Source organism: Thalassospira lucentensis MCCC 1A00383 = DSM 14000 (genome assembly GCF_000421265.1).
GTDB classification, from domain to species: Bacteria; Pseudomonadota; Alphaproteobacteria; order Rhodospirillales; family Thalassospiraceae; genus Thalassospira; species Thalassospira lucentensis.
The window spans coordinates 244,244-267,957 of record NZ_ATWN01000002.1 but is presented as its reverse complement, the minus strand read 5'-3'; the positions used below and the strand labels follow the sequence as shown (position 1 = coordinate 267,957).

The window sequence follows — 23,714 nt, the reverse complement described above, 5'->3', positions numbered from 1 at the left end:
ACTTATTTGTATCTTGGTCCATGTCACGCACACAGTTGCCCCGTGGCCAGATTACCCAACCAACATCATCCTTGTCATTTTGCCGCAAGGTTCAAGTCGTTATGACGTCTTACTGTTGATTTGCACGTGATTTGCCGTCCAACCACCGGGCCAGACTTCGGCATCGCCACCGCGCAACGCACGGACAAGGCCAACCGGGATGTCCTTGGCGATCAGCATTTCACCATCGCCGCCATCATCAAATGTTGGTTCGGTCTGGGCAAAAATACCCGTGTGGCCAAGCTGTGGCTCGCACGGGGTAAAGACCGAACAGCCGGAATAATTTGTCGGGTTCTGCGTTGTATTGATTGCCGTCCCCGTCGTGCCACATGCCCCAATCACGGTCATCAATTCAACCGCACGGGCTTTGGCACAGCCAAACACACGGTGATAGCCCGACGGGGTCATTGTCATCGAGGGCACCAAAAGAAGATCAATATCAAGCGGGGCGAGCAAACACGAAAGAGCAGGCATTTCAATATCAAGGCAGATCAGAACTGCTACGTTCAAACCCCGCCATTTAAAAACACCAAATTCCTTACCCGGTGTAAGGTTCCAATCATCGGGTTCCTGCTCACCGGGAGTTAGGGAAAGTTTATCCTGAATGATTGCATCGCCTTCTGGCGTAAAGATCATCGCACTGTTTGTTTGCCCCTTGGCCGCGTCCGCCGGATCAAGATGCCAGGGCATGCTTCCGGCGACTAACAGCATGTCATGCTTTTTTGACAGCCAGGCGGCATGTTCACGTGCGGCAGGTGCCTGATCTGCCATCCAGGAAATTTCCTGATTGGGCTGAAGACCTTCTGGCTTAAAGGCCATCCATTGTTCACTGTCATATTCAGGCATGACAAAAACCTTCGCCCCTTGTTTGGCGGCCTTCGCCATTTGTCCATCAACATGATCGGCCCAATCGGCCATGCTGTTGATCGGTTTCCCAAGGTTGGTGGCCCAAAGAGCAATCGTAACGTAATCAGGGAAAGAAGCGGGCGACGTCATGACATGGTCTTTCCTGTCGAATGGGGCGATAGTGGCTAAAATCATGAAAAAATGTTTCGGCCCGACAGCACATGCACCGGGCCGAAACAATCAGGTTTTAACAATCATGATCAGCTTTTGAGCTTGGTCCAAACGCGGTTACGCAGATCACGCGCCTTGACCGAGCAGTTCTGCCCCGGGATCAAAAGATCGGCATATTCTTCGGGCATATTCACCGCAGGATCATCATTCATGGACGGATCCATAAACGCGCCACTTCCTTTGATCGAATTCATATAACCGGCATAGTTAGATGCCTCAGCCGCATTTTCCGGCTTCATCATCCAGTTCAGGAAGGTTTTGGCATTTTCGAGGTTCGGCGCCCCGGTCGGAACAACGAAGTGATCCGACCAATATGTCAGGCCTTCTTTCGGATACACAAAGACGGCTTCTGGAATGGTTTCCTTGGTCCGGTGTGCGGCACCGTTCCATTGCATATGCATGGAAACTTCACGCGCCGACATCCGATCAATCGTACCTTCGGAGCTATACACCGCGATGTAAGGTTTCTGCTTTAACAGAACGTCGAGGACTTTTTGCGCCTCAGCCGGGTCTTCTGTGCATTTTTCCACACCGGCGTAGTAGGATGCTGCATTAAACATCTCGACTTCGTCATTTAGCGCGCCGATCTTGCCGCGGAATTCTTCACGTGGTTCAAAGAACTCTTTCCAGCTGCGTTCCATTTCAGCATCGGTTGCCGATGCGTCATAGGTAAAGCCGGTTGTCCCCCAAAGATAGGTCGCGGAGTATTTACGATCAGGATCGTATTTCATGGTGTCGTGTGGCTTGGCGACATTTTTGAAATTCTCAAAGTCTTTGGCATCAATCTCGGTTGCCAAACCTTCCTTGATCATCACATCGACCATGTAGTCGGACGCAACGGCAATGTCATAACCCGATGCGCCTGCCTGAAGCTTTGCCAGCATGGTTTCGTTGGAATCATAGACATCCAGCGTGACCTTAATACCGGTTTCCTTTTCGAACTTTTCCATCAGTTCCGGTGGAAAATAGTTCGACCAGTTATAGAAGAACAGTTCACCATCTGCTTTTGCCGACCCAACGGACAACAAGGCAAGGGCAGATGCTCCTAAAATTACGGAACGAAATTTCATCGTAAGTCTCCCTGTTATGGACGGTCATTTATTGTTTTATGCGTTCGGCCCGCCCAGAAACCGAACACCTGAAAAGTAAGTGTTAGTAGCGAATGCGATCTATCAGGAATGACACGCTGACAAAGATTATCGACACCAGCAACATCATCGCCGAAATGGCGTTGACCTCTGGCGTAATGCCAATGCGGATCATGCCAAAGATATAGATCGGAAGCGTGGTCGCCCCCGCCCCGCCGACGAAGTATGAAATCACAAAATCATCCAACGAGATGATAAAGGACAACATCGCACCAGACAAAATACCAGGCCACAACAACGGCAAGGTCACACGACGGAACGCCTTCCATTCATTGGCATAAAGATCATTTGCGGCCTCAGTCAAAGACGGGTCCATGCCCTCAAGCCGGGCTCTGATCGGCAAATAGGCAAACGGGATGCAAAATACCGTATGGGCAATAATGATGGTCAAAAGGCCAAGCTTGATCCCGATGGCAACAAAGAACAGCAAGGTTGCAATCGCGGTGACAACTTCGGGGACCAGCAACGGCAAAGCCAACATGGCCGATACACCGGTTTCCCCGCGAAACCGTCCGCGTGACATCCCCATTGCAGCAAGAGTTGCGGCAATTGTGGCAATGACAGTTGCGGAAACCGCCACGACCAGCGAGTTTTGTGCGGCACGTAACATGTCATCATTAGACAATGCCACAACATACCAATCAGTGGTAAAGCCCGTCCAGATGGTGGCCAGTCTGTTTTCGTTAAAGGACAGCGCAATCAGGATCACAATTGGCAGGTACAAATAGGCAAAGAATAGCATTGCCGTCGACGTGATCCCGCGAAAACGCCATAGCGGGTTGGAGGCATCGACCTTCATATCTTTTCCTCCGGCAATGATTTGAATTTCAGCGAATAGGCCAACATGGAAATCAAAACCAGCGCCAGCAAGACAAAGCCTAGCCCAGCGCCAAACGGCCAGTTACGCGCCGCGCCAAACTGACTGCCAATCAGGTTGGCAATCATCATGAACTTGCCCCCGCCCAGAAGTTCCGGCGTGACATAGGCACCAAGGCACGGAATGAAAACAAGGATACAACCCGCCGCAATGCCCGGTGCAGCAAGCGGCAAAATCACACGTTTCATGGCACGTCGTTTATCGGCACCAAGATCAAATGCGGCCTCAACCAACCTGTGATCAAGCTTTTCAAGGCTGGCATAAATTGGCAAGACCATGAACGGCAAATAGGTATAGGTCAGGCCGATGGAGACGGCATAGGGCGTATAGAGGATATCAAGCCCGCCGGTTTCAATCCCGGCCCAGTTCAGAACTCCATCAATCAGACCGCCATTGCGCAGCAACAGCATCCACGCATAGTTCCGAACCAGAATGTTGGTCCAGAACGGGATCGTCACCAGAAAGATCAGAAAATTGCGCCGCCCCTGCGACTGCATGGAAATGTAAAATGCCGTTGGAAAACCAAGCAACAGCGCAAAGACCATGGTCATGGCCGACAGACCAAAGGAACGGACAAAGATTTGGATATAATCGGTGTTCAGCACCAGATTATCCATAAGGTCACGTTCAAAGAGGAAATTGACATAGGCGTCAACCGAGAACGCCCCCCAATTGACCCCGCCGTAATCGCCGCGCTCCAGGACCGAGACATAGGCCATCTGCATCAACGGAAGGGCCATAAAGAAAGCGATATAAACGACAGCCGGTGCGATCAGCCAAAATCGTTTACTGCGAAACATATTACCCATGATCAATCCACCAAAACACGGATTGCTTCGGCGGGCATCACAACACCGACACGGTCGCCTTTGCCAAACTGTGCATTTGCCCCATCACCATTTTGCATGCGGACCGTCACCGGCCCCTGACCATCCAGATCAACGCGATAGGTGGTATCAGTTCCGAAATAGGTCACAAACGTCACCGTCCCGGTAAGCTGGTTACCGTTGGTGGCTTTTGCGTCTGTGATGCTGAGGCGCTCTGGGCGGATCGAAACGTTCACATCCTTGAGCTTGTCGGACTTAACATCTTGCGCCAGATTGATCACCTGACCTTCACCAAAGCTGATTGCGTGCCCGCCATTTGGCCCGTCAACCAAATCCCCCCGCAGGAAGTTGCTATCCCCGATAAAGTCAGCAACAAAGCGGTGGGTCGGTTGTTCGTAAATTTCACGCGGCGCGCCAACCTGCAAGATTTTACCAGACTGCATCACCGCGATGCGATCGGACATCGCAAGTGCTTCTTCCTGATCGTGGGTGACGAAGACAAAGGTAATGCCGGTTTCGGTTTGCAGACGTTTGAGTTCGATCTGCATTTCCTTACGCAATTTCAGATCAAGGGCCGAAAGCGGCTCATCAAGAAGCAACACTTTTGGTGCGGGGGCAAGGGCGCGCGCAAGGGCGATACGTTGCTGCTGCCCACCGGAGAGTTGGCTGGGCGAACGATCACCGTATTGGGCAAGTTGCACCAACTCCAACATTTCATCGGCCCGCGCATTTGCGTCAGCACGCGATATCGACTTCATTTCAAGGCCAAAGGTAATGTTCTGACGCACCGTCAAATGCGGGAAAAGCGCATAGGATTGAAACACCGTATTGATCGGGCGCTTGAATGGCGGCAAATCGTTTAACGCCTGCCCCTCGAGCAAAATCTGCCCGGCACTTGCCTGTTCAAACCCGCCGATCAGCCGCAGCAAAGTCGTTTTTCCACAGCCTGATGGGCCCAGCATTGTGAAGAATTCATTTTGAAAGATATCAACCGATACGTCGTCAAGGGCGGTAACCTTATCGGCTCCCGCGCCAAAGGTTTTACTGACCGACTGAGCAGAAATCACAACCTCTGACATGCACATCCCCGATTTGTATTTTTTAAAAGGATATAAAATATTCAGATAGTTGCAATTCACCTTGAGCAAAAACACGTAAAATTCAAGAAGTTCCGCAACATCCACGCACAATCTTTGATCAGAAAGGCTTTGGTTGCGTTAAATCAAGGGTTTTTAAAATTTTGTGCATCGCACAAATCGCCCATTTCCCATCTTTTCGACGTAAACCAATACGTACTTAAACCGAAACAGCCCTTCACAAGGGCCAATCAGATAATTCCGGCGCTGCGAAGTTTTTCGATTTGCTCGTCACTTAGATCGGCAACCTTACGCAGGATTTCATCACTATGTTGCCCCAACATCGGTGCGGCTGTTTCACCGGAAATTGGCGTTTTGGAAAACTTGATTGGATTTGCAACCGTTGGAACTTTACCAGCTACCGGGTGATCAAGATAGCGGATCATGCCGCGATGCTGAACTTGCGGGTTATCAAACACGCGGTCCAGCGTGTTAATTGGTCCGCACGGGACATTGGCCTTTTCAAGCACCGCAATCCATTCATCGGTGGTTTTGGTGACCATGGCCCGACGGATCATCGGCACCAGCGTTTCACGGTTTGCCACGCGCGATCGGTTGGTCGCATACCGCGTGTCAGCAGGAAGATCATTCAAGCCCGCCACTTCGCAGAAACTTTTAAACTGGCTGTCATTGCCCACCGCCAAAATCAAATAGCCATCAGCAGACGGAAACGCTTCATAGGGCACAATATTGGGATGGGCATTGCCAAGGCGGCCGGGTGCAACGCCGGTTGTCAGATAGTTCATCGCCTGATTGGCAAGCACAGCCGTCTGGACATCCAGCAATGCCAAATCGATATGCTGACCTTCACCCGTCGCATCACGATGGCGGAGCGCTGACAAAATACCGATGGTGGCGTAAAGGCCGGTAAAGATATCGGCCACCGCAACCCCGACTTTCATCGGTTGCCCGCCAGGAGCCTCATCCGGGGCACCGGTAATGCTCATCAACCCGCCCATACCCTGGATCATGAAATCATATCCCGGACGATCTTTATACGGCCCGTCCTGACCAAATCCGGTAATCGAGCAATAGACCAGCTTGGAATTTATTTTTGCGAGTGATGCGTAATCAAGGCCGTATTTCTCAAGCCCGCCAACCTTGAAGTTTTCCAGAACCACATCACTTTGCGCCGCAAGATTGCGGACAATCTCCTGACCTTCGGGCTTGGTAATATCGACCGTTAGTGACTTTTTGCCACGGTTTGCCGTCAGGTAATAGGCTGCTTCGGTGGTATCGTTTCCGGCTTTGTCCTTTGCAAAGGGCGGGCCCCAGCCACGGGTGTCATCCCCGGAACCGGGACGTTCGATCTTGATGACCTCGGCCCCCAGATCGGCAAGCGTCTGACTGGCCCAAGGTCCTGCCAGCACACGAGAAAGGTCGAGCACACGAATGCCAGAAAGCGCGCCTGTCATCTACTTATCCCGGAAATATCAAAAACAGAAAATACGATCAGGACTCAAAACGGGCGGAAGCTTAACGCAACCGCCCGCCGAGACCTTAACTTAGCCTTCGGACGAGAACGCCTGAATACCGGTCTGAGCACGGCCAAGGATCAGAGCATGAATATCATGCGTCCCCTCGTAGGTATTCACAGCCTCAAGGTTCATCGCGTGACGAATAACATGATATTCATCGGCGATACCGTTACCGCCGTGCATATCCCGCGACACACGGGCAATATCAAGAGCCTTGCCACAATTGTTACGCTTCATCAGCGAGATTGATTCAGGTGCCGCCGTCCCAGCATCGAGCATACGACCCAACTGCAAAGCCCCCTGAAGGCCCAGCGTGATTTCGGTCTGCATGTTCGCCAGTTTCAGCTGGATCAGCTGGTTTGCAGCCAATGGACGACCGAACTGTTTGCGGTCCAGCGTGTATTGACGTGCAGCATGCCAGCAGAATTCAGCTGCCCCCATGGCACCCCATGCAATACCGTAACGTGCCTTATTCAGACAACCAAACGGACCGCCAAGGCCCTTAACATTCGGCAGCATGTTTTCTTCGGGCACAAAGACATTGTCCATAACGATCTCACCCGTGATTGAGGCACGCAGCGAAAACTTGCCTTCGATCTTAGGTGCCGACAGGCCCTTCATACCTTTTTCAAGGATAAAGCCGCGAATGACACCGTCGTCATCTTTGCCCCAAACGACGAATACATCGGCGATCGGGCTGTTGGTGATCCACATTTTCGCACCCGACAGGGTAAAGCCACCATCGGCCTTGCGGGCACGGGTTTTCATACCACCCGGATCGGAACCGTGATCAGGCTCGGTCAGACCAAAACAGCCAACCCATTCGCCGGTTGCCAGTTTCGGAAGATATTTTTTGCGCTGTTCTTCGCTGCCATAGGCAAAGATCGGATGCATCACAAGCGAGCTTTGTACCGACATTGCCGACCGATAACCCGAGTCCACACGCTCAACTTCGCGCGCCACCAGACCATAGGCCACATGGTTGACACCCGGCCCGCCGTATTCTTCGGGGATCGTCGGGCCAAGCAGGCCAAGCTCGCCCATTTCGGTCATGATTTCGCGGTGGAAAATCTCGTGGCGGTTGGCTTCGAGAACACGGGTCTGAAGGTTTTCCTGACAATATGCGCGCGCCGCGTCGCGGATCATGCGCTCTTCTTCGCTCAACTGATCTTCAAGCAGGAGCGGATCTTCCCAGTGAAAAGGTGCGCGGCTGGCCATATGCCTGATCCTCTTATGAAATTAATGAAAACAAAACAGGGGTAACGTCATAGAAGGGCGAGACGACATTACCCCTGAAAGCTTATCGCTTATGGGGGTAAGCTAGGAATTGGCAGATCAAGTTGCAAATGATAAAAGTGATTTAGTTTATGCATAAAACTCATGAACTAGGTTAATCATATTAAAAACAGGACTAAATCGTGAGCCGTCGCATCCCCAGCCTGAAGGCCCTAAGCTGTTTTGAGCAAACAGCGCGTTTTGGCAGTGCATCGCGCGCAGCAGAAGAACTCTATCTGACGCAAAGTGCGATCAGTCGACAGATACAGGGACTTGAAGACTGGCTTGGCTGCAAACTGTTTAACCGTGAAAAGCAGCGACTTGTCCTGACCCCTGAGGGCGAAAACTATCTGCAATCCATCCGCCCGGCCCTTGATCACCTTGAAAGTGCAACATTGACGTTGCTGTCGGGCGGATCGGAAAGCGGTGTTTTGACCGTTGCCGCCCCACCAACATTTGGCTCGCGCTGTCTGATCCCTTTGCTACCAGCCTTCCGCGCCCAATTCCCCGATATCGTGATCAATTTCATTTCACGCATCGGCATGCCCGATTTTGACCGCGAACAAATCGACATCGCCGTTCTGTTTGGCGACAGTCAATGGTCCGGGCTAGATGCCCATATTTTGCACGGCGAGGAAATGGTACCAATCTGTGGACCACAACTGACCAGCAAGCTTGATCATACGCCAACCACCGATGATTTACGCCACTTCCCCCTGCTTCATATCGCAACCCGACCACGCGGCTGGGCTGATTGGCTTGCGGCAAGCGGGTTTAACGATATTGATGGGGAAAACGGGCCGAAGTTCGAGCATTTCACCATGGCCATGCAGGCGGCAGCAGCCGGTCTGGGCGTTGCACTCCTCCCGACATTTGCCATTGAAGACGAGCTCAAGAACGGCCGGATTATTGCCCCGTTCGGCCCGCCACAGGCAAGCCCGTTTCATTATTATGCGACCAGTCCCGCAAGCCGATCACGCCTTCCAAAAATTCGCGCGTTCATGGGGTGGCTGGATCAGCTTGAAGTCACAGCAAAACTCAAGCCTTAAGATCCAAAGTTCCAGCCATCACCCACATTCAAGATATCCGAAAACGGGTTCCTTAACCTGCCTTCTGCCCTTGAAGCGCGCGCAAGGCTGACATGCCGCGTCGACGTAAAACATCGGCATCTTCAGGGCCATCGACGATTTCAAGCAAACGTACCGTCGCCATAAGGTTTCGCTGGGCAACCGGGATTTCTTCCGGGGCCAGGCGGCCCATGCTGTCAACGCCTGCACGACCGATCTGATTGAGCTTTTTCTTAAGTTCTACGACCGCTTTGGCTGCCGAGCTTTGTGCGGCAAGCACATCGGAAATACGTGCTGTTTCGGCAATGGCTTCTGCCGATTTCTCAGCCGCCAGAACCTTCTCATCATCAAAATCCTGAGCAAAGATTGGCCGCGCCAATCCTTTTGCGCCAGAGCCCGGTCCTTGACGCATTTCAAGTTTTGGCAAGGCATCAATCACACGCTCGGGTGTTGCGCCAAACATTGTATTTGCCAACGCCTTTGACACGCGCCGACGCGTTTCAAGCAGCTTTTCCCCCCAGCGACCGTCCTTGCGGATTTTAAATTCTCGGGTGATGCGTGTAAATTCAGATGCATACCAACGTGCGAGCGACAGAATATGCGCCTCGTCCTTACCGGTGCCGACACCTTCTTCAATCTCGGTCACGGTTTCTGCCAACAGATCAATGATCAAGTCGCCGGTTTCCGCAAGATTGGTTTTTTCGATGGTACGGTCATCTGCCTTGTTTGACAGAACACGGATCAGCTTGAATAATTCACTTGGTCGCAGAAGCCGGGCCAGCACCGCAAGCAGGAACATAGGCTCCAGCCCCGGTTTGGCTTCGGAAATTTCAACAAACCGGTCTCGCAACCAGGAAACATCATTGGGATCAAGGGCACGTATCGGTGCGGACGGGAACCGGTCTCGAACTTGCGCGATCTCTTCGCCAACATTCAAAATCTGCCCCATCTCGATCAGGGCCTTAAGATGAAGGCGTGACCCAAGCCGGGTTGCAAGGGCACGTTCCTGCTTTACGCCGTTATGAGACGCTTCGACCTCATCTTCGATGCAACGTGCGCCCAGCTTCCAAAGCGTTCTTTCGGCAGCGGCAAGTTTATCAGCATTGCGCGCGGCGGCCGCGACCTCGATATCGCGCATCGCCTTTTGGAATTCGGGTCCGGCGGCACTGCTGACAAAGTTCCAGATCGGCATTAACGACGATCGGCTGATGCGAATGCTTTTGTCACTTGGCATTGCCGACGTCAAAAGATCTTCGATCGGGTCACAAAACTGGCGCATCGGTGTGGGATAACGTTCCGGTTTGAGAGACGCCAGACGCGGACGCAGGATTTGCAGAATCGTCTCATGCGGAAGGGGAAGCTTCGGATCAACACGGTCGCTTTCGATCGCACGGGTAAACCGGGCGATTTCAGAACCGCTGAGGGATTCAAACAATTGACCGAGCTGCGAAGCACCGAGTTTTCCGGCCTCTTCAATCTTCATGCAGACTGTCTCCTGAAGCGTTCGAGACGATCCACCATATCCGCATCAATTTCACCACTACCCAATTTACGCAATTCACCAGCCCACAACATCTGGTTCACGCGGACATCAATCCAGAATGGCTGTTCTTCAACTGAGATTTCATCGATTGGAAGAACCGGTGTGAAACTTGCGACCTCTTCGATGATTTCGCGTTGGCGCACACGGTCATTTACCGGGCGCTTTTGCCAAAGATCGATCAGTTCTTGCCAGCCATCAAGCAACCACCAAAGATGATCAATCATTTTCGCGATATCATTCTTGGCACGCTCCCAATTGGTCAGGACCTTGCCAAGTTCATTGTTCCACCCATCAACCTGACTGATCAGCTTCATCGCGTGGTCACAGGTTGCCTTGGTCGCGCTACTGATCCGCCCTGCCATAAATCGGAAATCAGCCTGTTCAGAATTGGACCATTCCTCAACATCTAATGCAAACTTTTTAAGATCCCTGACCAGAACACGCAACGGCCCCTGACACCCATCAAGTGCCAACCCGACCGGTGCCGACATTTTGCTCCACTCGCCAAGACTGTCGATGATAGTGTCATTAGCAACCTTGTGCTCCGAGGAAAAACGGTTCAGCGCTTTGCGGGCACGTATCTGCCCTTCCATCGTCAGCAGCTCTTCACGCTTCATGTCCTGAACGGCAGCACCACCGAGCTGAAGCAAGGCCTGATGCAAAACGGCAAGCTGGCCAAGTTCACGAGATGATTTTTCTTCCTGTCCGCGCGCATTGTTCACCCGCGCCAGTTCGATACCACCAACGCCGGTAATCGCAACAGCACGTGCCTGTTCAAGAACCGTGTTCGGGCGTAATGTTTCAAGTTCCAGCAGACGGTCAAACAACATCCTGTCATGAACCGAAAGATCAAAGACTTCACGCAGGGTATCAAGGGGCAACTCATATGTCCCGAGCCCGCCGGCAAGACCTGGCAAATTGACCATGGCGCGTCCACCCTTGCCCTCAGCCACGCGCGCATATCGCAGGCTTTTGCTGGTGAACGGTGTGCGTGCGCCGCGCGAAAGAAAACTTTGCGGCAGACATGCCAACGGATGTTCTGATGCCTGTGGCGCATCAGGAGTTTTATGACTTACGGATTGGACAATCTTCTGTTTGGTCATTATCGGCTTTGGTCAACCTGTTCCGGTAACAATAATTCTTGAGCCGCTTGCACGTTTTGCGAAACCACAACGACCATCTATCGGAACGTCTGGTGTTTGGACTATTTTGACACCATAGGGCCTGTGTCTTGATCAAATCATAAGTTACCGCGACAAGCTGACAAAATCATTAACGTTTTGGCCACCGCCGCGCTCAAATCTCGCGGCGATGACATTGCCACTGCCCAATGATCCCGATCAAGAGTTTATAGCGTTTCCTGAGCTTTTTCCCAAGTTTTCACATAAGCTTTCCATTCAGCACCATCGGGAATCGTTTCATCGACATTCAGGAAAGCTAGACTGTCGATCATAACCGCCACTTCGTCCGTTTCCACCGGGGCTTCTATCATTTTTTCCTGATAGGAACATGGATGCGGGCCATGCGGGAAACCGCTGGGGTGGAAGGTTGCCATACCGGCCTTGATGTCACCGCGACTGAAAAACTCGCCGCGATGGTAAAACACGAACTCATCAACATCCTCGTTGGAATGATAAAATGGTACGCGCAGCATGCCCGATTGCCCCTCACCAACCTTGGGCACAAAGGTGCTAACCGACATATTGCTGGTGACAAACGTGCAATGAGCGGCAGGCGGAACCTTTTGCCCGGGTGCCCGACGTTGCGCCAAATCACGCCAGTTCAGCTTCACAACACATAAATCCCCTTCCCAGCCTGCGGCATCAAGCGGGTTATAGGGATATGTCAGTGTTGAAATCGCCCCACGGCGTTTGATATGGATTTCCCAAAAAGCATCATCTTGCTGGGCGCGAAACGCATCATCAATACTGGGTAAGGTGAAGCGCATCGGATCCACAGAAACGCCGCCGGGCACATTGTTTGGGTCCGGCAGACCAAATGCATCTCCCGTTGCTTCTATCATCATAAATTCGCAAGTGCCTTCTGGCTCAACCCGCCATGCCGTTCCACGAGGCAACAGGATATAATCCCCATCGCGATAGGACAGATGTCCGTAATCACAAAACAGTTCCCCAGCGCCTTCGTGTACGAACAAAAGCATATCACCGTCAGCGTTGCGTGCTAACGCATGCATTCTGCTATCGGTTTTCCAGTACCGAACTTCCATCGCATCATTAAACAACACACGCCGCGCCTGAAGCGGGCACGCAGGCCCCGCGGCGAGCTTACCAAGCGTAAAGGCACGTGGGCGCAATGGCCCTTCAAAAGTCGACCAACCCGCAGGTGGATGCTTGTGGTAAATTTGGGCGGATGGTCCCCGAAAACCGGATCGGCCAACTTCTCGCTGATACAGTTTTTGTCCAGAGCCACCATCCGGTGTTGAAATGCAGTTTCCTTCGCTATTTGGAAGTCTGATCCAGTTCTTCACGATACCCTCCCGACCGATATGCAATGGCGGCCCTGTTTGGCGGTTTTATGCGTGCCGCACCTATTACGGATATGTGAAGAATGGACCTTATTTTCAAGCCGAGCAAAGTTTTATCCCCGCACACTCATAAGGTGTAGAGATTGCCGCCTCCCCTTACCTAAACACAAACCCATGTTTCGCGAGCCCGCAATGTGCCGACTTTAATGTGCTTTATGGGGACATATAGAAGAGAAAATAAGCATTTGGCGCGCCCGGCGGGATTCGAACCCACGGCCCCCAGATTAGGAATCTGGTGCTCTATCCTGCTGAGCTACGGGCGCACTGCACAAAGGCAGCCTTGACTTAGCAGCAAATGAAAGTGTGATCAATCAGCAGCTTTCCTGATTACGAGGCATCAGACTGTGTCGATTTCACTTGATCATTGCTCAGCGCAATAAAGTCATAAAATCAACGAGCTGTGACAGTATCAAAAAAATAACCGATTTGCCCTTCGATACCCTGTGACGTAACCCTATAATCGGGCTGGCCACATCATACACTTAGGCAAACCGGTCAAAGATGAATGTTTGATCGCTAAAAGCGACTATTCAAAAATGCGTTCAATCGGGAACGAATAGGTCAGAGACAGAATTTCTGTACCCGGATTTTCATCACCGATACTCGCATTCGAGATGTGCGAGATGCCAAGGCTCAGACGTTCGTGGCTGTCAAAGCGGAAACCAAGCTCAAGACCAGAGCGAAACTCGATCCAATGACCAAGGTCTTCACCGTTCCCCTGATGATATGCCCCGACAGAGGTATAGACACTCGAGACGAAGTGATCCCCCCAGAGCACATCAACAGCCAAACCACCATATCCGTGAACCGCACCTTCGGAGGTTACCATCACGCCGCCAATCGGGCGCGTCACATCAAACATTGCGTGCTGGGCGCGGTAATCAAGACGAAACTCGGCAGCTTCTTCATCCTGAGTGATATCGACCATACCGGTCGAGAACTCAAGCAGCCCCGAATCGTTGTTATTACCCAAAATCTGCTGCGCGTGCGCAGTACCCAAAAAACCAAAAAAGACGCAAACTGCAAGCAGTTTCCCCAAGCCCAGCTTCATCAATCAAGTCCCCATCAGATCAATCAATAAGATATTCTAGCCAAGGATTTACCAGACACAATCAAACATTGGAACGAAAATCCTATTTTCCCGCAAACCGAGAACCATCAAATCTGTCGGTTGCCCGAACCAGTTCATGGACAATCCCGGGTTCGCTTGCTGCATGACCAGCATCATCAACCACAAACATCTCGGCCCCGGGCCAAGCCGCATGCAATGAAAATGCTGAGGTCGGCGGACAAACAACGTCATAGCGCCCCTGCACAATGATCGCAGGCAAATGCGAAATGCGTCCTATATTGCGCAAAAGCTGATCTGGCTCAAAAAAGCCCCGATTTACAAAATAATGATGTTCAAGTTTTGCCAAGGCCAATGCGATCTGATCACCCTCGAAATCTTCGACCAAGCCATCATCGGGCAAAAGGGTACAGCAGGTTGCCTCGAATGCAGACCAGACTCGGGCTGCTTCAATTGCGATATCTTCGCCTTCTTTGCCTGCAAAAATATCGTCATAGCGATCAAGTAATTTCTGCCAACCCGGATTTTTCTGGAATCCAGCAATCTCGATAAATTTACGCTCTGCTTCCGGGAAGAAACGCCCCATGCCGTCCATAAACCAGGCAATTTCCGTTTCCCGGCACAGAAAAATCCCACGCAAAACGAACCCAAGAACATTTTCGGGATGGGACTGCCCATATGCCAGCGCCAATGTAGATCCCCATGACCCGCCAAACACCAGCCAACGGTCAATGCCACGATCTTCGCGCAGGGCTTCAATATCCCCAATCAAATGATCTGTGGTGTTGTTTTCAAGACGGCCAAACGGTTTTGATTTCCCGGAACCACGCTGATCAAACAAAATCACCCGGTATCTGGCAGGGTCAAAAAAGCGGCGGCTCTTGGCCGAAATCCCCCCCCCTGGTCCACCGTGCAGGAAAACAACCGGAATGCCGTCCGGATTACCTACTTCCTCCCAGTAGATTTCATGACCATCATCACGGGCAAGCCAGTCGGTTGCGTGGGGAGTAACGTCTGGATAAAGCACGTGGGGACCTCATTCATTGAGTTTGGTAAATGCCAGAAATTAGCTTTCTCATGATTTTGGCGATCAAAACAAGCACCTATTGTGCCTCAACACACAACCAATTGATGTTTCGAAGTGCAATATAAGGACCACCGCGGTTTTCTATGACACCTCGAACCCGAACTTTCCGACCGATCCAATCATCAAGAGCTTCTTTAGTGCCGACCAATACATCACGAAGATCAGAACCAATCGCGATGGTGAAGTCACGTCGCCAGTCCTGCCCGAAATTGAGGTAGCTGCGCCATTCCTGATGCTCGACACTGACAAGAACAGCATCAACCACGACAAACCGGCCAATCGCATCTTTTACATCCGCAAGGTTTGACCGCCCCCACAAGGTTTTGTCAGAGGCACCGGCAACGACATAAGGAGGCTCATCCATCGCATCATCACGCCACATACCCAGCCCATTGGAAATGGCGGCATCTTCTGCTGCAATCAATCGGCCCATATCATCGGAAGTTTCAGGCATCAGCAACGCCAACCCCTTTGACAACAGCGTTTCCTGCCAGATCAGAAACGAGTTTGGAGAACCACTGCGAATGCGGACAGGAAGACGATCAAGGTAATCTGCCTTTGCTGTTATCTTGGCAATTCCGACCGGTTCCTGACTGGCTTTTTTCAGCCAACTCAATGCAGCGGCCTCGAACTGCGGTACAAACGCAATATCAGATAATCGAAGCGGTTGTTTTGCAAAATCAGGCGCAAAAAGCTGGTCAACCGCAACAGGAGGCAACAACTGATACGTACTCCACGACAATGACCTGTCCCAGATAGCCATACTGTCAGCACCATCAGAATTTACCCCGGCACCACAGCGCCAGTCGCTTGATTGAGCCCTCCCGACTGGCATCAAAGAAACAAGTAAAACCAAGATCACTGTGAAAACGCGCACCACCTTGGCCGTAAAATTTCCCAATTTCACCACGTAGGATAAAGACTGCGAATGTGTTGATCGGTTCTGCAACACGCGTTACCAATTCTCATGAAATTCTGTCTGGCGTTTGGTTCAAACTTACGCGGCAAAGCGACAAGAGGAAAGACATCAATGGGTTGGCTGCATTCCATACACAAACGACACGTGGCGGCATTGTTTGCGGCGGCTACTCTTACGGTTGGCCTTGCCGGGTGTTCGACCAATCGTGCAACCGGCGAAGACAGCTTTACCGCCTTTATGTCGCCGGACGAAGAACGCAAGATCGGGGCACAAGAACACCCGAAAATGGTCAAGGAATTTGGCGGGAAATACGATGAGAAAGACCTGCCAGCCTATGTCACTAAAATCGGTGAGAAACTGGTCGCCGTGTCAGAAACGCCCGATGAGAAGTTTACATTCACAGTTCTTGATTCCCCTGTCATCAACGCCTTTGCGCTTCCGGGCGGATATGTCTACATCACGCGCGGACTTACCGCACTTGCCTCAAACGAGGCAGAACTTGCTGGCGTTCTTGCCCATGAAATCGGCCATGTGGTGGCCCGCCATTCAGCTCAGCGATATAGCCGCGGCATGATTACCCAGATTTTGGCTGGGGGGCTTTCGGTTGCCATCGGCAATGGCGCTGGGGAGATTATTGGCACCGGTGCGAACGCTTATTTGAAATCCTTCTCGCGTGAGCATGAACTGGAAGCCGACATGCTGGGTGTGCGCTATATCACGCGAGCCGGATACGATCCCGATGCCATGGCAACCTTCCTTGAAAAGCTGCGCGCGCATTCGCGCCTTCAGGCTGTGCTTGCGGGACGCTCACCCGATGATGTTGATCAGTTTGATTTCATGGCGACACACCCGCGCACACTTGACCGCATCCAACAAGCCCATGCGCAGGCCAATGTCACTCCGGTCGCCAACCCGGAACTTGGCACCGTGCGATATATGACTGCCATTGATGGCATCCTGTATGGCGATGGCCCGGACCAGGGTTATATTCATGGTCCAGAATTCGTTCATGTTCCGCTTAATTTCCGGTTTGAAGTTCCCGATGATTTTTCCATGATCAATCAGCCAACGGCCGTGGTCGCGCGCGACAAACAAGGGGCGCAAATCGTCTTTGAAGGAGCACCCCAAGCGCGAGACATGCGCCTCGATAATTATCTTAAAAGCGCATTTTCAAAACAGATAACACTTCAGAATATCGAAATGCTTGATATTAACGGTCAGGAAGCCGCGACCGGAAGTGCTGATGTTTCACTAAGCTCTGGCGCTGCGCGGTTGCGCGTGGTCGTTATCCGGCATGAAGACTCGACCTATCAGTTCTTGTTCATCATGCCTTTGGACAAGGCAGACTCATATAACGTCGCATTACGCCGCACGACATACAGCTTCCGTCCATTGACCCCTCAGGAACAACAGGTCAACACGCCGCTTCGCATTAAAGTGCGGGCAGCAAATCCGGAATATACCTTGCAGACGTTTATTGATGACATGCAGGTTGACCGCGAACCCGCCGCAACATTTGCGACCATTAACGGCCTGGCCGCAGGCGAGGCCCCTGCCCCCAATGCATTGGTCAAAGTCGTCAGGCATTAACAATGCGAAGACCATCAACAAACAAAACATCAAAAGGCAGCATAATCACATGCTGCCTTTTTCGTATTCCAATGACCGTCCCGACCAACCGGCGGCAAGGCCAAGGTATTTAAATGCTTTCGATGCGATCAGAAACTTTACCCTGACCATCAAGGGCCAGAGCCATAAGCGACCCACCACGACCCGCACCATGGTCAAGTGACAGGGTGAATTCACGTTCAATCAATCCGGTTTGGCTGCCTGATGCACCACGCACAATACGCGCACAATCGTAGTACCGGTCGGTGATGCTTTCGAACATCGACCCACCCCACCAGAACGTATCGGTCTGTCCGGTCAAGGGACGCGATCCGTCAAGGCCCGCGTGGACAAAGATCAGCCGACCGTCTGTGGTATAGGCCGCATGCTTAAGATCGGCCAAAAGAGCACTGTGACCGCTGTGACGACGCAGCGCATCGGCAAATTGTGAGGTCCATTGCGAAATAGCGTGCGCGCCTTGACGCATAATCGACTGCACATTGACCGGGTCAAAACCATAGGCCCGGATCGTACCAGCAACACCGCGCGTCAACATCCAGTCAAAAACTTCACCTGGGTTAGGAGCAAACTGGATTTGTTGCAACTTGGTGACCATTTCTTCTGATGCACCACGCAGAAAAACGATGTCAGCGATATCAATGCCGTCAATCGCAATAAAGTAGCGACGAAACAACAGAAGCTCGTTGATGGTGGCGATGACAGTTTCACCCGATCCATCGCCCCAGTAATTGCCAAGATAGACCAGCCGGTCGCCCGGGGTGATGCGCGGGGCAAGCTTTTGATGAACTGCCCGCAACGCGTCATGATCACCATTGATCGCGCCGACAACCCAGATTCTTTCTGCCGGCTTAATCGGCGCCAGAACTGCACTCATCGCTGTAACCTGCCTAAAACAAAAACAAAACCGGCCCCGAGGATATCAAGGATACCTTGTGGGCCGGTTTTTATAAATAGGTGTGTAAGGAGACGTCTGCAATCAGGCAGCTTTGTACAAAAGCTTTTCAAGCTTGCCAGATGCCTTGTCCTTATCGATTTTTTCAATCGCAGCCAGTTCGTCAACGAGGCGCTCAAAGGCTGCTTCGTAAATCTGACGTTCAGAGAACGACTGTTCCGGCTGGGTTGCGCTGCGATGAAGATCGCGCACGACTTCTGCGATGGAAACAGGGTCGCCTGAATTGATTTTTGCTTCGTATTCCTGTGCACGGCGCGACCACATGGTGCGTTTTACGCGTGCACGCCCCTTAAGGGTAATCAGTGCGGAGTCCATCTGCTTTTTAGAGGAAAGCTTACGGAGACCCGAGTTGCCCACCTTATTAACCGGCACACGCAAAGTCATGCGGCTGGATTCAAAGGTAATTACATAAAGGCGCAATTCCTGACCCGCGATTTCCTGAGTTTCCAGGCCGTCGACACAGCCAACACCGTGCGCGGGGTAAACAACGTAATCGCCAACAGTAAAGGGCAACTTATCCGACATCAAGCATCCTTCCGGCCGTATGAGACCTGGTCATTCAACTGTAACACTATAGACCCAGTGACGCGAAGAGCTGCACACGACCAAGCTTTTGGCAAAGTCGCGGTTTCAGACAGGGGATATTAAACGGGGATCCGGTAAATTCGGAACGAGCCTGTCGAGCCCTTAAACGCGAGTTGGAGACAATAACACAAAGAGCCGGTGTTTCACAGAATTTTTCCGTGTCACCAGCTCAATGCAGCCATGCAAAGGGCCAAATACCAACACTGGCCTGACCCAAATATGGTTTAATTCTTGATGGTTATGCGACCTGATCAGTCACCTTTACCAGGTGCTTCACTGAGCATTTCGGTTTTACCCGTTTTGCCATTCCACTCGTCCGCATCAGCCGGCGCATCCCCTTTACGGGTAATGTTCGGCCAGACTTCGGCGAATTTCCGGTTGATTTCCAACCAGTTATCCAAGTTCGGTTCCGTATCAGGAATAATAGCCTCTGCGGGGCATTCCGGCTCACAGACACCGCAATCAATGCATTCGTCAGGATGAATAACCAAAAAGTTATCACCTTCATAGAAGCAATCGACGGGGCAAACCTCGACGCAGTCCTGATACTTACACTTGATGCAGTTTTCCGTCACCACATAGGTCATGGTGTAACTCCGTACAGGTTGCTGGACCAGATTGCGGCTGCACCCGCGCTTGGCCTTGTTCTCTCTCGGGCATTGGGTTATCACGCACGGCCTTTGTGTGCAACTCCATTAAAACCCCATTTTTTTGCGTAGTATTGCCAGTTTGATGCAGTGCAGAAACATCGGCCAGCAAGATATAGGATATTTACCTTCGAAATTCTGCGCAGACCATACAGATTTCTTTGCTCTTTTCCAGTTCTTAGGGCCTTGGGACAATTGCTTTTAACAACACAACGCCATAGTGTGCTTTTAACTGATTGGGAAAAGTGAATATTTGGGGTTCGGGGTGTCTAACGAAAACCTTGATCAGCAACAACTTAAGTGGCTGGATCGCCTGTCTGTAAAACAGGCACGCATTGCGGTCGCCATTACCCTGCTTATTGGCCTGCTGCTCAGTGCTATTCAAATCACCCTTGATCTTCGCGAAGAACAAACCCTGATTGACCGTACTGTTAATCAGGTCCTTGCGACCTTGCGCGAATCCGCGACACAGGCGGCGTACGGTCTTGATGAAAATCTGGCCTCGCGCGTTATTGCCGGCTTGTTTGAATATGAGCCGGTCTATGAAGCGGTCTTGCGCGACAATTTCGATAATGTCCTTGCCCGCCATTCGGAGCCACCAAGCAGTTCCAGCCGTTCCCTGCTGACCAGACTAATGTTTGGTGACAATCAGGAATATGATGTTCGCCTTGAAACAGGTCCGACCAGAGAACTGGTCGGATATTTAAGTGTTCAAATCGATACCAATCTGATTGCCGAGGGTTTTATCAATCGTGCGACGCGCATCCTGGCATCAGGCATTTTACGAAATCTGCTTTTGGGGCTGGTATTGGTTGCGTTTTTCTATGCGACACTGACCAAACCGCTTTTGCGCATTTCGGCCACACTGCGCAAGATTAACCCGCAACATCCCGATCCCCAGAGCATCGTCGTCCCGGCCAAACATGACCGCGATGAGCTCGGTATGATTTTGCATACCACGCGCAATCTGATCGACAGCATTTCGACAAACCTTACCAAGCTGCGCCTTACCGAACAGCAAGTCCGAGACCGTGAATCGCAACTTAACGCCATTGTTCAGAATGTTGCTGACGGGATTCTGACAATCTCACCGACAGGTCGTATCGTTGAATACAATGCTGCCATCCGGCCCCTACTAGGGTTGATGCGTGATGAAACACCCCAAGGACGAACCTTGCAGGAATTTATCGCCCCGCGATCAATTCCGACACTTGAACACACCCTTGAAGAACTCGCCGCATATGATCCGAGCGTTGAGATAACAGAAAAACGCATCATCTTACCCATCATCCGGATAGACCAACGCGAAATTGACGTTTCTTTTGCCTTCCGACCGATCCCTGATGCGGCAACCCCGCTCATTACAGCCGTTCTAAACGACATTACCGTGCGCAAGCGCTATGAAGAGCAGCTGGTTTATATGGCCAACCACGACACGCTGACCAACCTGCCGAACCGCAGCATGCTTGAACACAGCCTGACAAATGCACTGGCGGTACACCAAGATGACAAAGACCGACGCCACGGCGCAACCGCAGTTGTCTTTATCGACCTTGATCGTTTCAAGGTGATCAATGACAGCTTGGGACATCATGTCGGGGACCTATTGCTCAAGGCTGTGGCGCTACGACTGCAAAAAGTCATTGGCCGTCAGGAAATAGTCGGGCGTCTTGGCGGGGATGAGTTCCTGATCATTATTCCCGATCTAAAGGAAATGCAGGATGCCGCCAATTTGTCGCAGGCTGTACTTGACGCACTGACACCAGCCTTCGATATCAAGGGACGCATTCTGTTTGTCACCCCATCCATTGGCATTGCGCTTTATCCATCCGATGGTGAAGATTTCCCAACATTGATGCGCAACGCCGATACTGCGATGTATAGCGCGAAATCAGGAGGTGGCGGCACCTATCACTTCTTTACCAAGACCATGAACGAAAGTGCGATGGCGCGTCTTGTGATCGAAAATGATCTCCGGGAAGCCCTCGCAAAAAATCAATTTGAACTGCATTACCAGCCCAAGGTCGACCTTAAAACCGACCAGATTTGCGGGCTTGAAGCACTTATCCGCTGGAAACATCCGGGGCGGGGCTATATCTCGCCGATGCAGTTCATCCCGGTGGCAGAAGAAACCGGACTGATCGGCAAGATCGGGGAGTGGGTTTTCGAGGAAGTCTGCCGTCAGATCGGGGAGTGGGGCGCCGCGAATGTCCCGCCGGTTCCGATTGCGATCAATGTGTCACCACGACAATTGATGGAAGGCCGGATCACGCAAACCATTGCGCGTATTCTTGAACAAACCAATACACCTGCTGCACGCATCGTGCTTGAAGTTACCGAAACCGTGATGATGCAGGAAATCAAGAAATCGGCTACAATCCTTGAAGAACTGCGCCACCTTGGGCTGCAAATCGCGGTTGATGACTTTGGCACGGGCTATTCATCCTTGGCGTATCTTAAACGCCTGCCGATCAACTCCATCAAGATTGACCGGTCGTTTGTCCGCGACATCACAGTCGATAGCGATGATGCCGCGATCACGCGCGCGATTATCATCATGGGCCACAATCTTGGCCTGCAGGTGGTTGCCGAAGGTGTTGAAACCATAGAACAAATGGACTTCCTGCGCGACAGCGGATGTGACGAAGTTCAGGGCTTCCTGATTGCGACACCGCTGCCTGCACATGAGGCTGTTCACCATATTATACGCCTGTCTGCCAAGGCCGATATTGAACCATAAGTAGCTAATGCGACCGAACAAGCGCAGCCTGCGCACCACATTCAACCGTCTGGTTACCCGAGAAGTAAAATGGCCCCACAAAAATCCGTCCTGCTCATAGATGACAGCAAATTCGCCCGGCTTCTGGTCAAGGCATTCATATCCAGCAATTTTGCGGGGTGGGAAATTAACGAAGCCGAAGATGCGGCAAAGGCCTTGGGGATGGTCGCGGAGAAATCCTACGATTATCTCCTTGTAGATTTTAATATGCCCGGCATGAATGGCCTTGAGCTTTGCGAGAAGTTGCGCGCGCAGTTCCCCGATACCGTGATTGCACTTCTGACGGCCAATATTCAAAAAGAAATCCAGAACAAGGCCGAAAGCATCGGCGTTGATTTTCTGGCAAAGCCACCGACCGAAGAAAAAATTCGTGACTACATCGCGTCCAAGGAAGCAGGTCGATGATTGATCTGACAGAACTTGAACATGATACCATCAGTGAACTGATCAACATCGGTGTTGGTCGGGCCGCATCATCCTTGTCCGAGATGGTCGAACAACCGGTTGAACTAACCGTTCCGCGCATCACTTTCGTCGAACGGTTTTCTGATACCGACCTTGCCAAGGCGCCAACTGAAATTGTTTCTGCCGTCAGTCAGACATTCGACGGGCCCTTTAAAGGCGAGGCCATGCTGGTCTTTCCCGAAGAACGCAGTCTGGAACTGGTACGCAGCCTTTTGAAAGTCGACGTTCCGCTTGAGGCCTTGACCGATCTTGAGCAAGAAGCCCTGATGGAAGTTGGCAATATCATTTTGAATGCCTGCCTTGGCAGCATTTCAAATGTGCTTGGTGAACCGATAAATTGCTCGATGCCATCATTTCGCAAACGCGAAAGTCGGTCGTTGCTGGATCAAGATGGCGCAAGTAGCCAAACTGGCAAAAAACCCGTTTTGATGATCTTGCATGTGCAATTCATGCTGCGTCAAAATGACATTGATGGATATGTCCTGTTTGTTATGGATCTTGATTCAATCCAGATGCTAAGGGAACTGGTCCGTCGTTTTCTGGCCAATTCACTTGGTTAACCGGGTCGAG

At 51.6% G+C, this 23,714-nt stretch carries 21 protein-coding genes and 1 tRNA gene; 5 read left to right on the top strand and 17 right to left on the bottom strand.

The genetic code is table 11. The features are described from left to right. Window positions 1–99: 99 nt before the first annotated feature. From K355_RS0105345 to K355_RS0105315, 7 genes are all read right to left on the bottom strand, one after another. Window positions 100–1,035, bottom strand: coding sequence for a nitrilase-related carbon-nitrogen hydrolase (locus K355_RS0105345; protein WP_022731082.1), 936 nt, complete (start codon window positions 1,033–1,035; stop codon window positions 100–102). 110 nt (window positions 1,036–1,145) lie between these two features. Continuing rightward, window positions 1,146–2,186: an extracellular solute-binding protein gene (locus K355_RS0105340; protein ID WP_022731081.1), complete on the bottom strand. Its 1,041-nt coding sequence runs from the start codon at window positions 2,184–2,186 to the stop codon at window positions 1,146–1,148. 82 nt (window positions 2,187–2,268) lie between these two features. Next, window positions 2,269–3,063 (bottom strand): ABC transporter permease, encoded by a 795-nt coding sequence (locus K355_RS0105335; protein ID WP_022731080.1) that lies wholly within the window; start codon window positions 3,061–3,063, stop codon window positions 2,269–2,271. Beyond that, complete coding sequence (locus tag K355_RS0105330; protein WP_022731079.1) at window positions 3,060–3,950, bottom strand: ABC transporter permease; 891 nt, start codon at window positions 3,948–3,950, stop codon at window positions 3,060–3,062. Before K355_RS0105330 ends, K355_RS0105335 begins: the two co-directional genes overlap by 4 nt. 2 nt (window positions 3,951–3,952) lie before the next feature. Further along, window positions 3,953–5,047: an ABC transporter ATP-binding protein gene (locus K355_RS0105325; RefSeq protein WP_028791353.1), complete on the bottom strand. Its 1,095-nt coding sequence runs from the start codon at window positions 5,045–5,047 to the stop codon at window positions 3,953–3,955. 248 nt (window positions 5,048–5,295) lie between these two features. Next, a complete protein-coding gene (locus K355_RS0105320; RefSeq protein ID WP_022731077.1) occupies window positions 5,296–6,519 on the bottom strand; it encodes a CaiB/BaiF CoA transferase family protein in 1,224 nt (407 codons plus the stop codon). A 90-nt stretch (window positions 6,520–6,609) separates the two neighbouring features. After that, the gene (locus tag K355_RS0105315; RefSeq protein ID WP_022731076.1) at window positions 6,610–7,800 is read right to left on the bottom strand and encodes an acyl-CoA dehydrogenase; all 1,191 of its coding nucleotides are present in this window, start codon (window positions 7,798–7,800) and stop codon (window positions 6,610–6,612) included. Between the two features lie 200 nt (window positions 7,801–8,000). Between K355_RS0105315 and K355_RS0105310 the strand changes: the two genes are divergently transcribed. Then, window positions 8,001–8,906 carry a LysR substrate-binding domain-containing protein gene (locus tag K355_RS0105310; protein WP_022731075.1) on the top strand — a complete coding sequence of 302 codons (906 nt, stop codon included), beginning with the start codon at window positions 8,001–8,003 and terminating at the stop codon, window positions 8,904–8,906. Window positions 8,907–8,958: 52 nt separating this feature from the next. Here K355_RS0105310 and K355_RS0105305 read toward each other — a convergent pair whose 3' ends face one another. From K355_RS0105305 to K355_RS0105275, 7 genes are all read right to left on the bottom strand, one after another. Continuing rightward, window positions 8,959–10,407: a hypothetical protein gene (locus K355_RS0105305; RefSeq protein WP_022731074.1), complete on the bottom strand. Its 1,449-nt coding sequence runs from the start codon at window positions 10,405–10,407 to the stop codon at window positions 8,959–8,961. After that, window positions 10,404–11,570 carry a hypothetical protein gene (locus tag K355_RS0105300; protein ID WP_022731073.1) on the bottom strand — a complete coding sequence of 389 codons (1,167 nt, stop codon included), beginning with the start codon at window positions 11,568–11,570 and terminating at the stop codon, window positions 10,404–10,406. Before K355_RS0105300 ends, K355_RS0105305 begins: the two co-directional genes overlap by 4 nt. Before the next feature lie 245 nt (window positions 11,571–11,815). Next, on the bottom strand, window positions 11,816–12,955 hold the full coding sequence (locus K355_RS0105295; RefSeq protein ID WP_022731072.1) for a homogentisate 1,2-dioxygenase: 1,140 nt from the start codon (window positions 12,953–12,955) through the stop codon (window positions 11,816–11,818). Window positions 12,956–13,198: 243 nt separating this feature from the next. Further along, window positions 13,199–13,275 (bottom strand) — tRNA-Arg (locus K355_RS0105290). Between the two features lie 263 nt (window positions 13,276–13,538). After that, window positions 13,539–14,063, bottom strand: a complete 525-nt coding sequence (locus K355_RS0105285; protein ID WP_022731071.1) for an acyloxyacyl hydrolase — start codon at window positions 14,061–14,063, stop codon at window positions 13,539–13,541. A gap of 82 nt (window positions 14,064–14,145) precedes the next feature. Beyond that, on the bottom strand, window positions 14,146–15,108 hold the full coding sequence (gene pip / locus K355_RS0105280; protein ID WP_022731070.1) for a prolyl aminopeptidase: 963 nt from the start codon (window positions 15,106–15,108) through the stop codon (window positions 14,146–14,148). A gap of 76 nt (window positions 15,109–15,184) precedes the next feature. Further along, complete coding sequence (locus K355_RS0105275) at window positions 15,185–15,910, bottom strand: hypothetical protein (RefSeq protein ID WP_147250360.1); 726 nt, start codon at window positions 15,908–15,910, stop codon at window positions 15,185–15,187. Window positions 15,911–16,198: 288 nt separating this feature from the next. On the opposite strand from K355_RS0105275, the gene K355_RS0105270 reads away from it, so the two are divergent. Then, complete coding sequence (locus tag K355_RS0105270) at window positions 16,199–17,677, top strand: M48 family metalloprotease (protein WP_022731068.1); 1,479 nt, start codon at window positions 16,199–16,201, stop codon at window positions 17,675–17,677. A gap of 109 nt (window positions 17,678–17,786) precedes the next feature. Here K355_RS0105270 and K355_RS0105265 read toward each other — a convergent pair whose 3' ends face one another. The 3 genes from K355_RS0105265 to fdxA all read right to left on the bottom strand — a co-directional run bounded on the left by K355_RS0105265 (window position 17,787) and on the right by fdxA (window position 19,840). Next, entirely contained in the window at window positions 17,787–18,590 is an 804-nt protein-coding gene (locus K355_RS0105265; protein WP_022731067.1) for a hypothetical protein, read from the bottom strand. A 102-nt stretch (window positions 18,591–18,692) separates the two neighbouring features. After that, window positions 18,693–19,193 carry a CarD family transcriptional regulator gene (locus K355_RS0105260; RefSeq protein ID WP_022731066.1) on the bottom strand — a complete coding sequence of 167 codons (501 nt, stop codon included), beginning with the start codon at window positions 19,191–19,193 and terminating at the stop codon, window positions 18,693–18,695. A gap of 311 nt (window positions 19,194–19,504) precedes the next feature. Next, complete coding sequence (gene fdxA / locus K355_RS0105255) at window positions 19,505–19,840, bottom strand: ferredoxin FdxA (RefSeq protein ID WP_022731065.1); 336 nt, start codon at window positions 19,838–19,840, stop codon at window positions 19,505–19,507. Window positions 19,841–20,165: 325 nt separating this feature from the next. On the opposite strand from fdxA, the gene K355_RS0105250 reads away from it, so the two are divergent. The 3 genes from K355_RS0105250 to K355_RS0105240 all read left to right on the top strand — a co-directional run bounded on the left by K355_RS0105250 (window position 20,166) and on the right by K355_RS0105240 (window position 23,704). Beyond that, window positions 20,166–22,640, top strand: coding sequence for an EAL domain-containing protein (locus K355_RS0105250; RefSeq protein WP_245562912.1), 2,475 nt, complete (start codon window positions 20,166–20,168; stop codon window positions 22,638–22,640). 69 nt (window positions 22,641–22,709) lie between these two features. Beyond that, window positions 22,710–23,084 (top strand): response regulator transcription factor, encoded by a 375-nt coding sequence (locus K355_RS0105245; protein WP_022731063.1) that lies wholly within the window; start codon window positions 22,710–22,712, stop codon window positions 23,082–23,084. Continuing rightward, complete coding sequence (locus K355_RS0105240; RefSeq protein ID WP_022731062.1) at window positions 23,081–23,704, top strand: chemotaxis protein CheC; 624 nt, start codon at window positions 23,081–23,083, stop codon at window positions 23,702–23,704. Before K355_RS0105245 ends, K355_RS0105240 begins: the two co-directional genes overlap by 4 nt. Window positions 23,705–23,714: the final 10 nt, after the last annotated feature.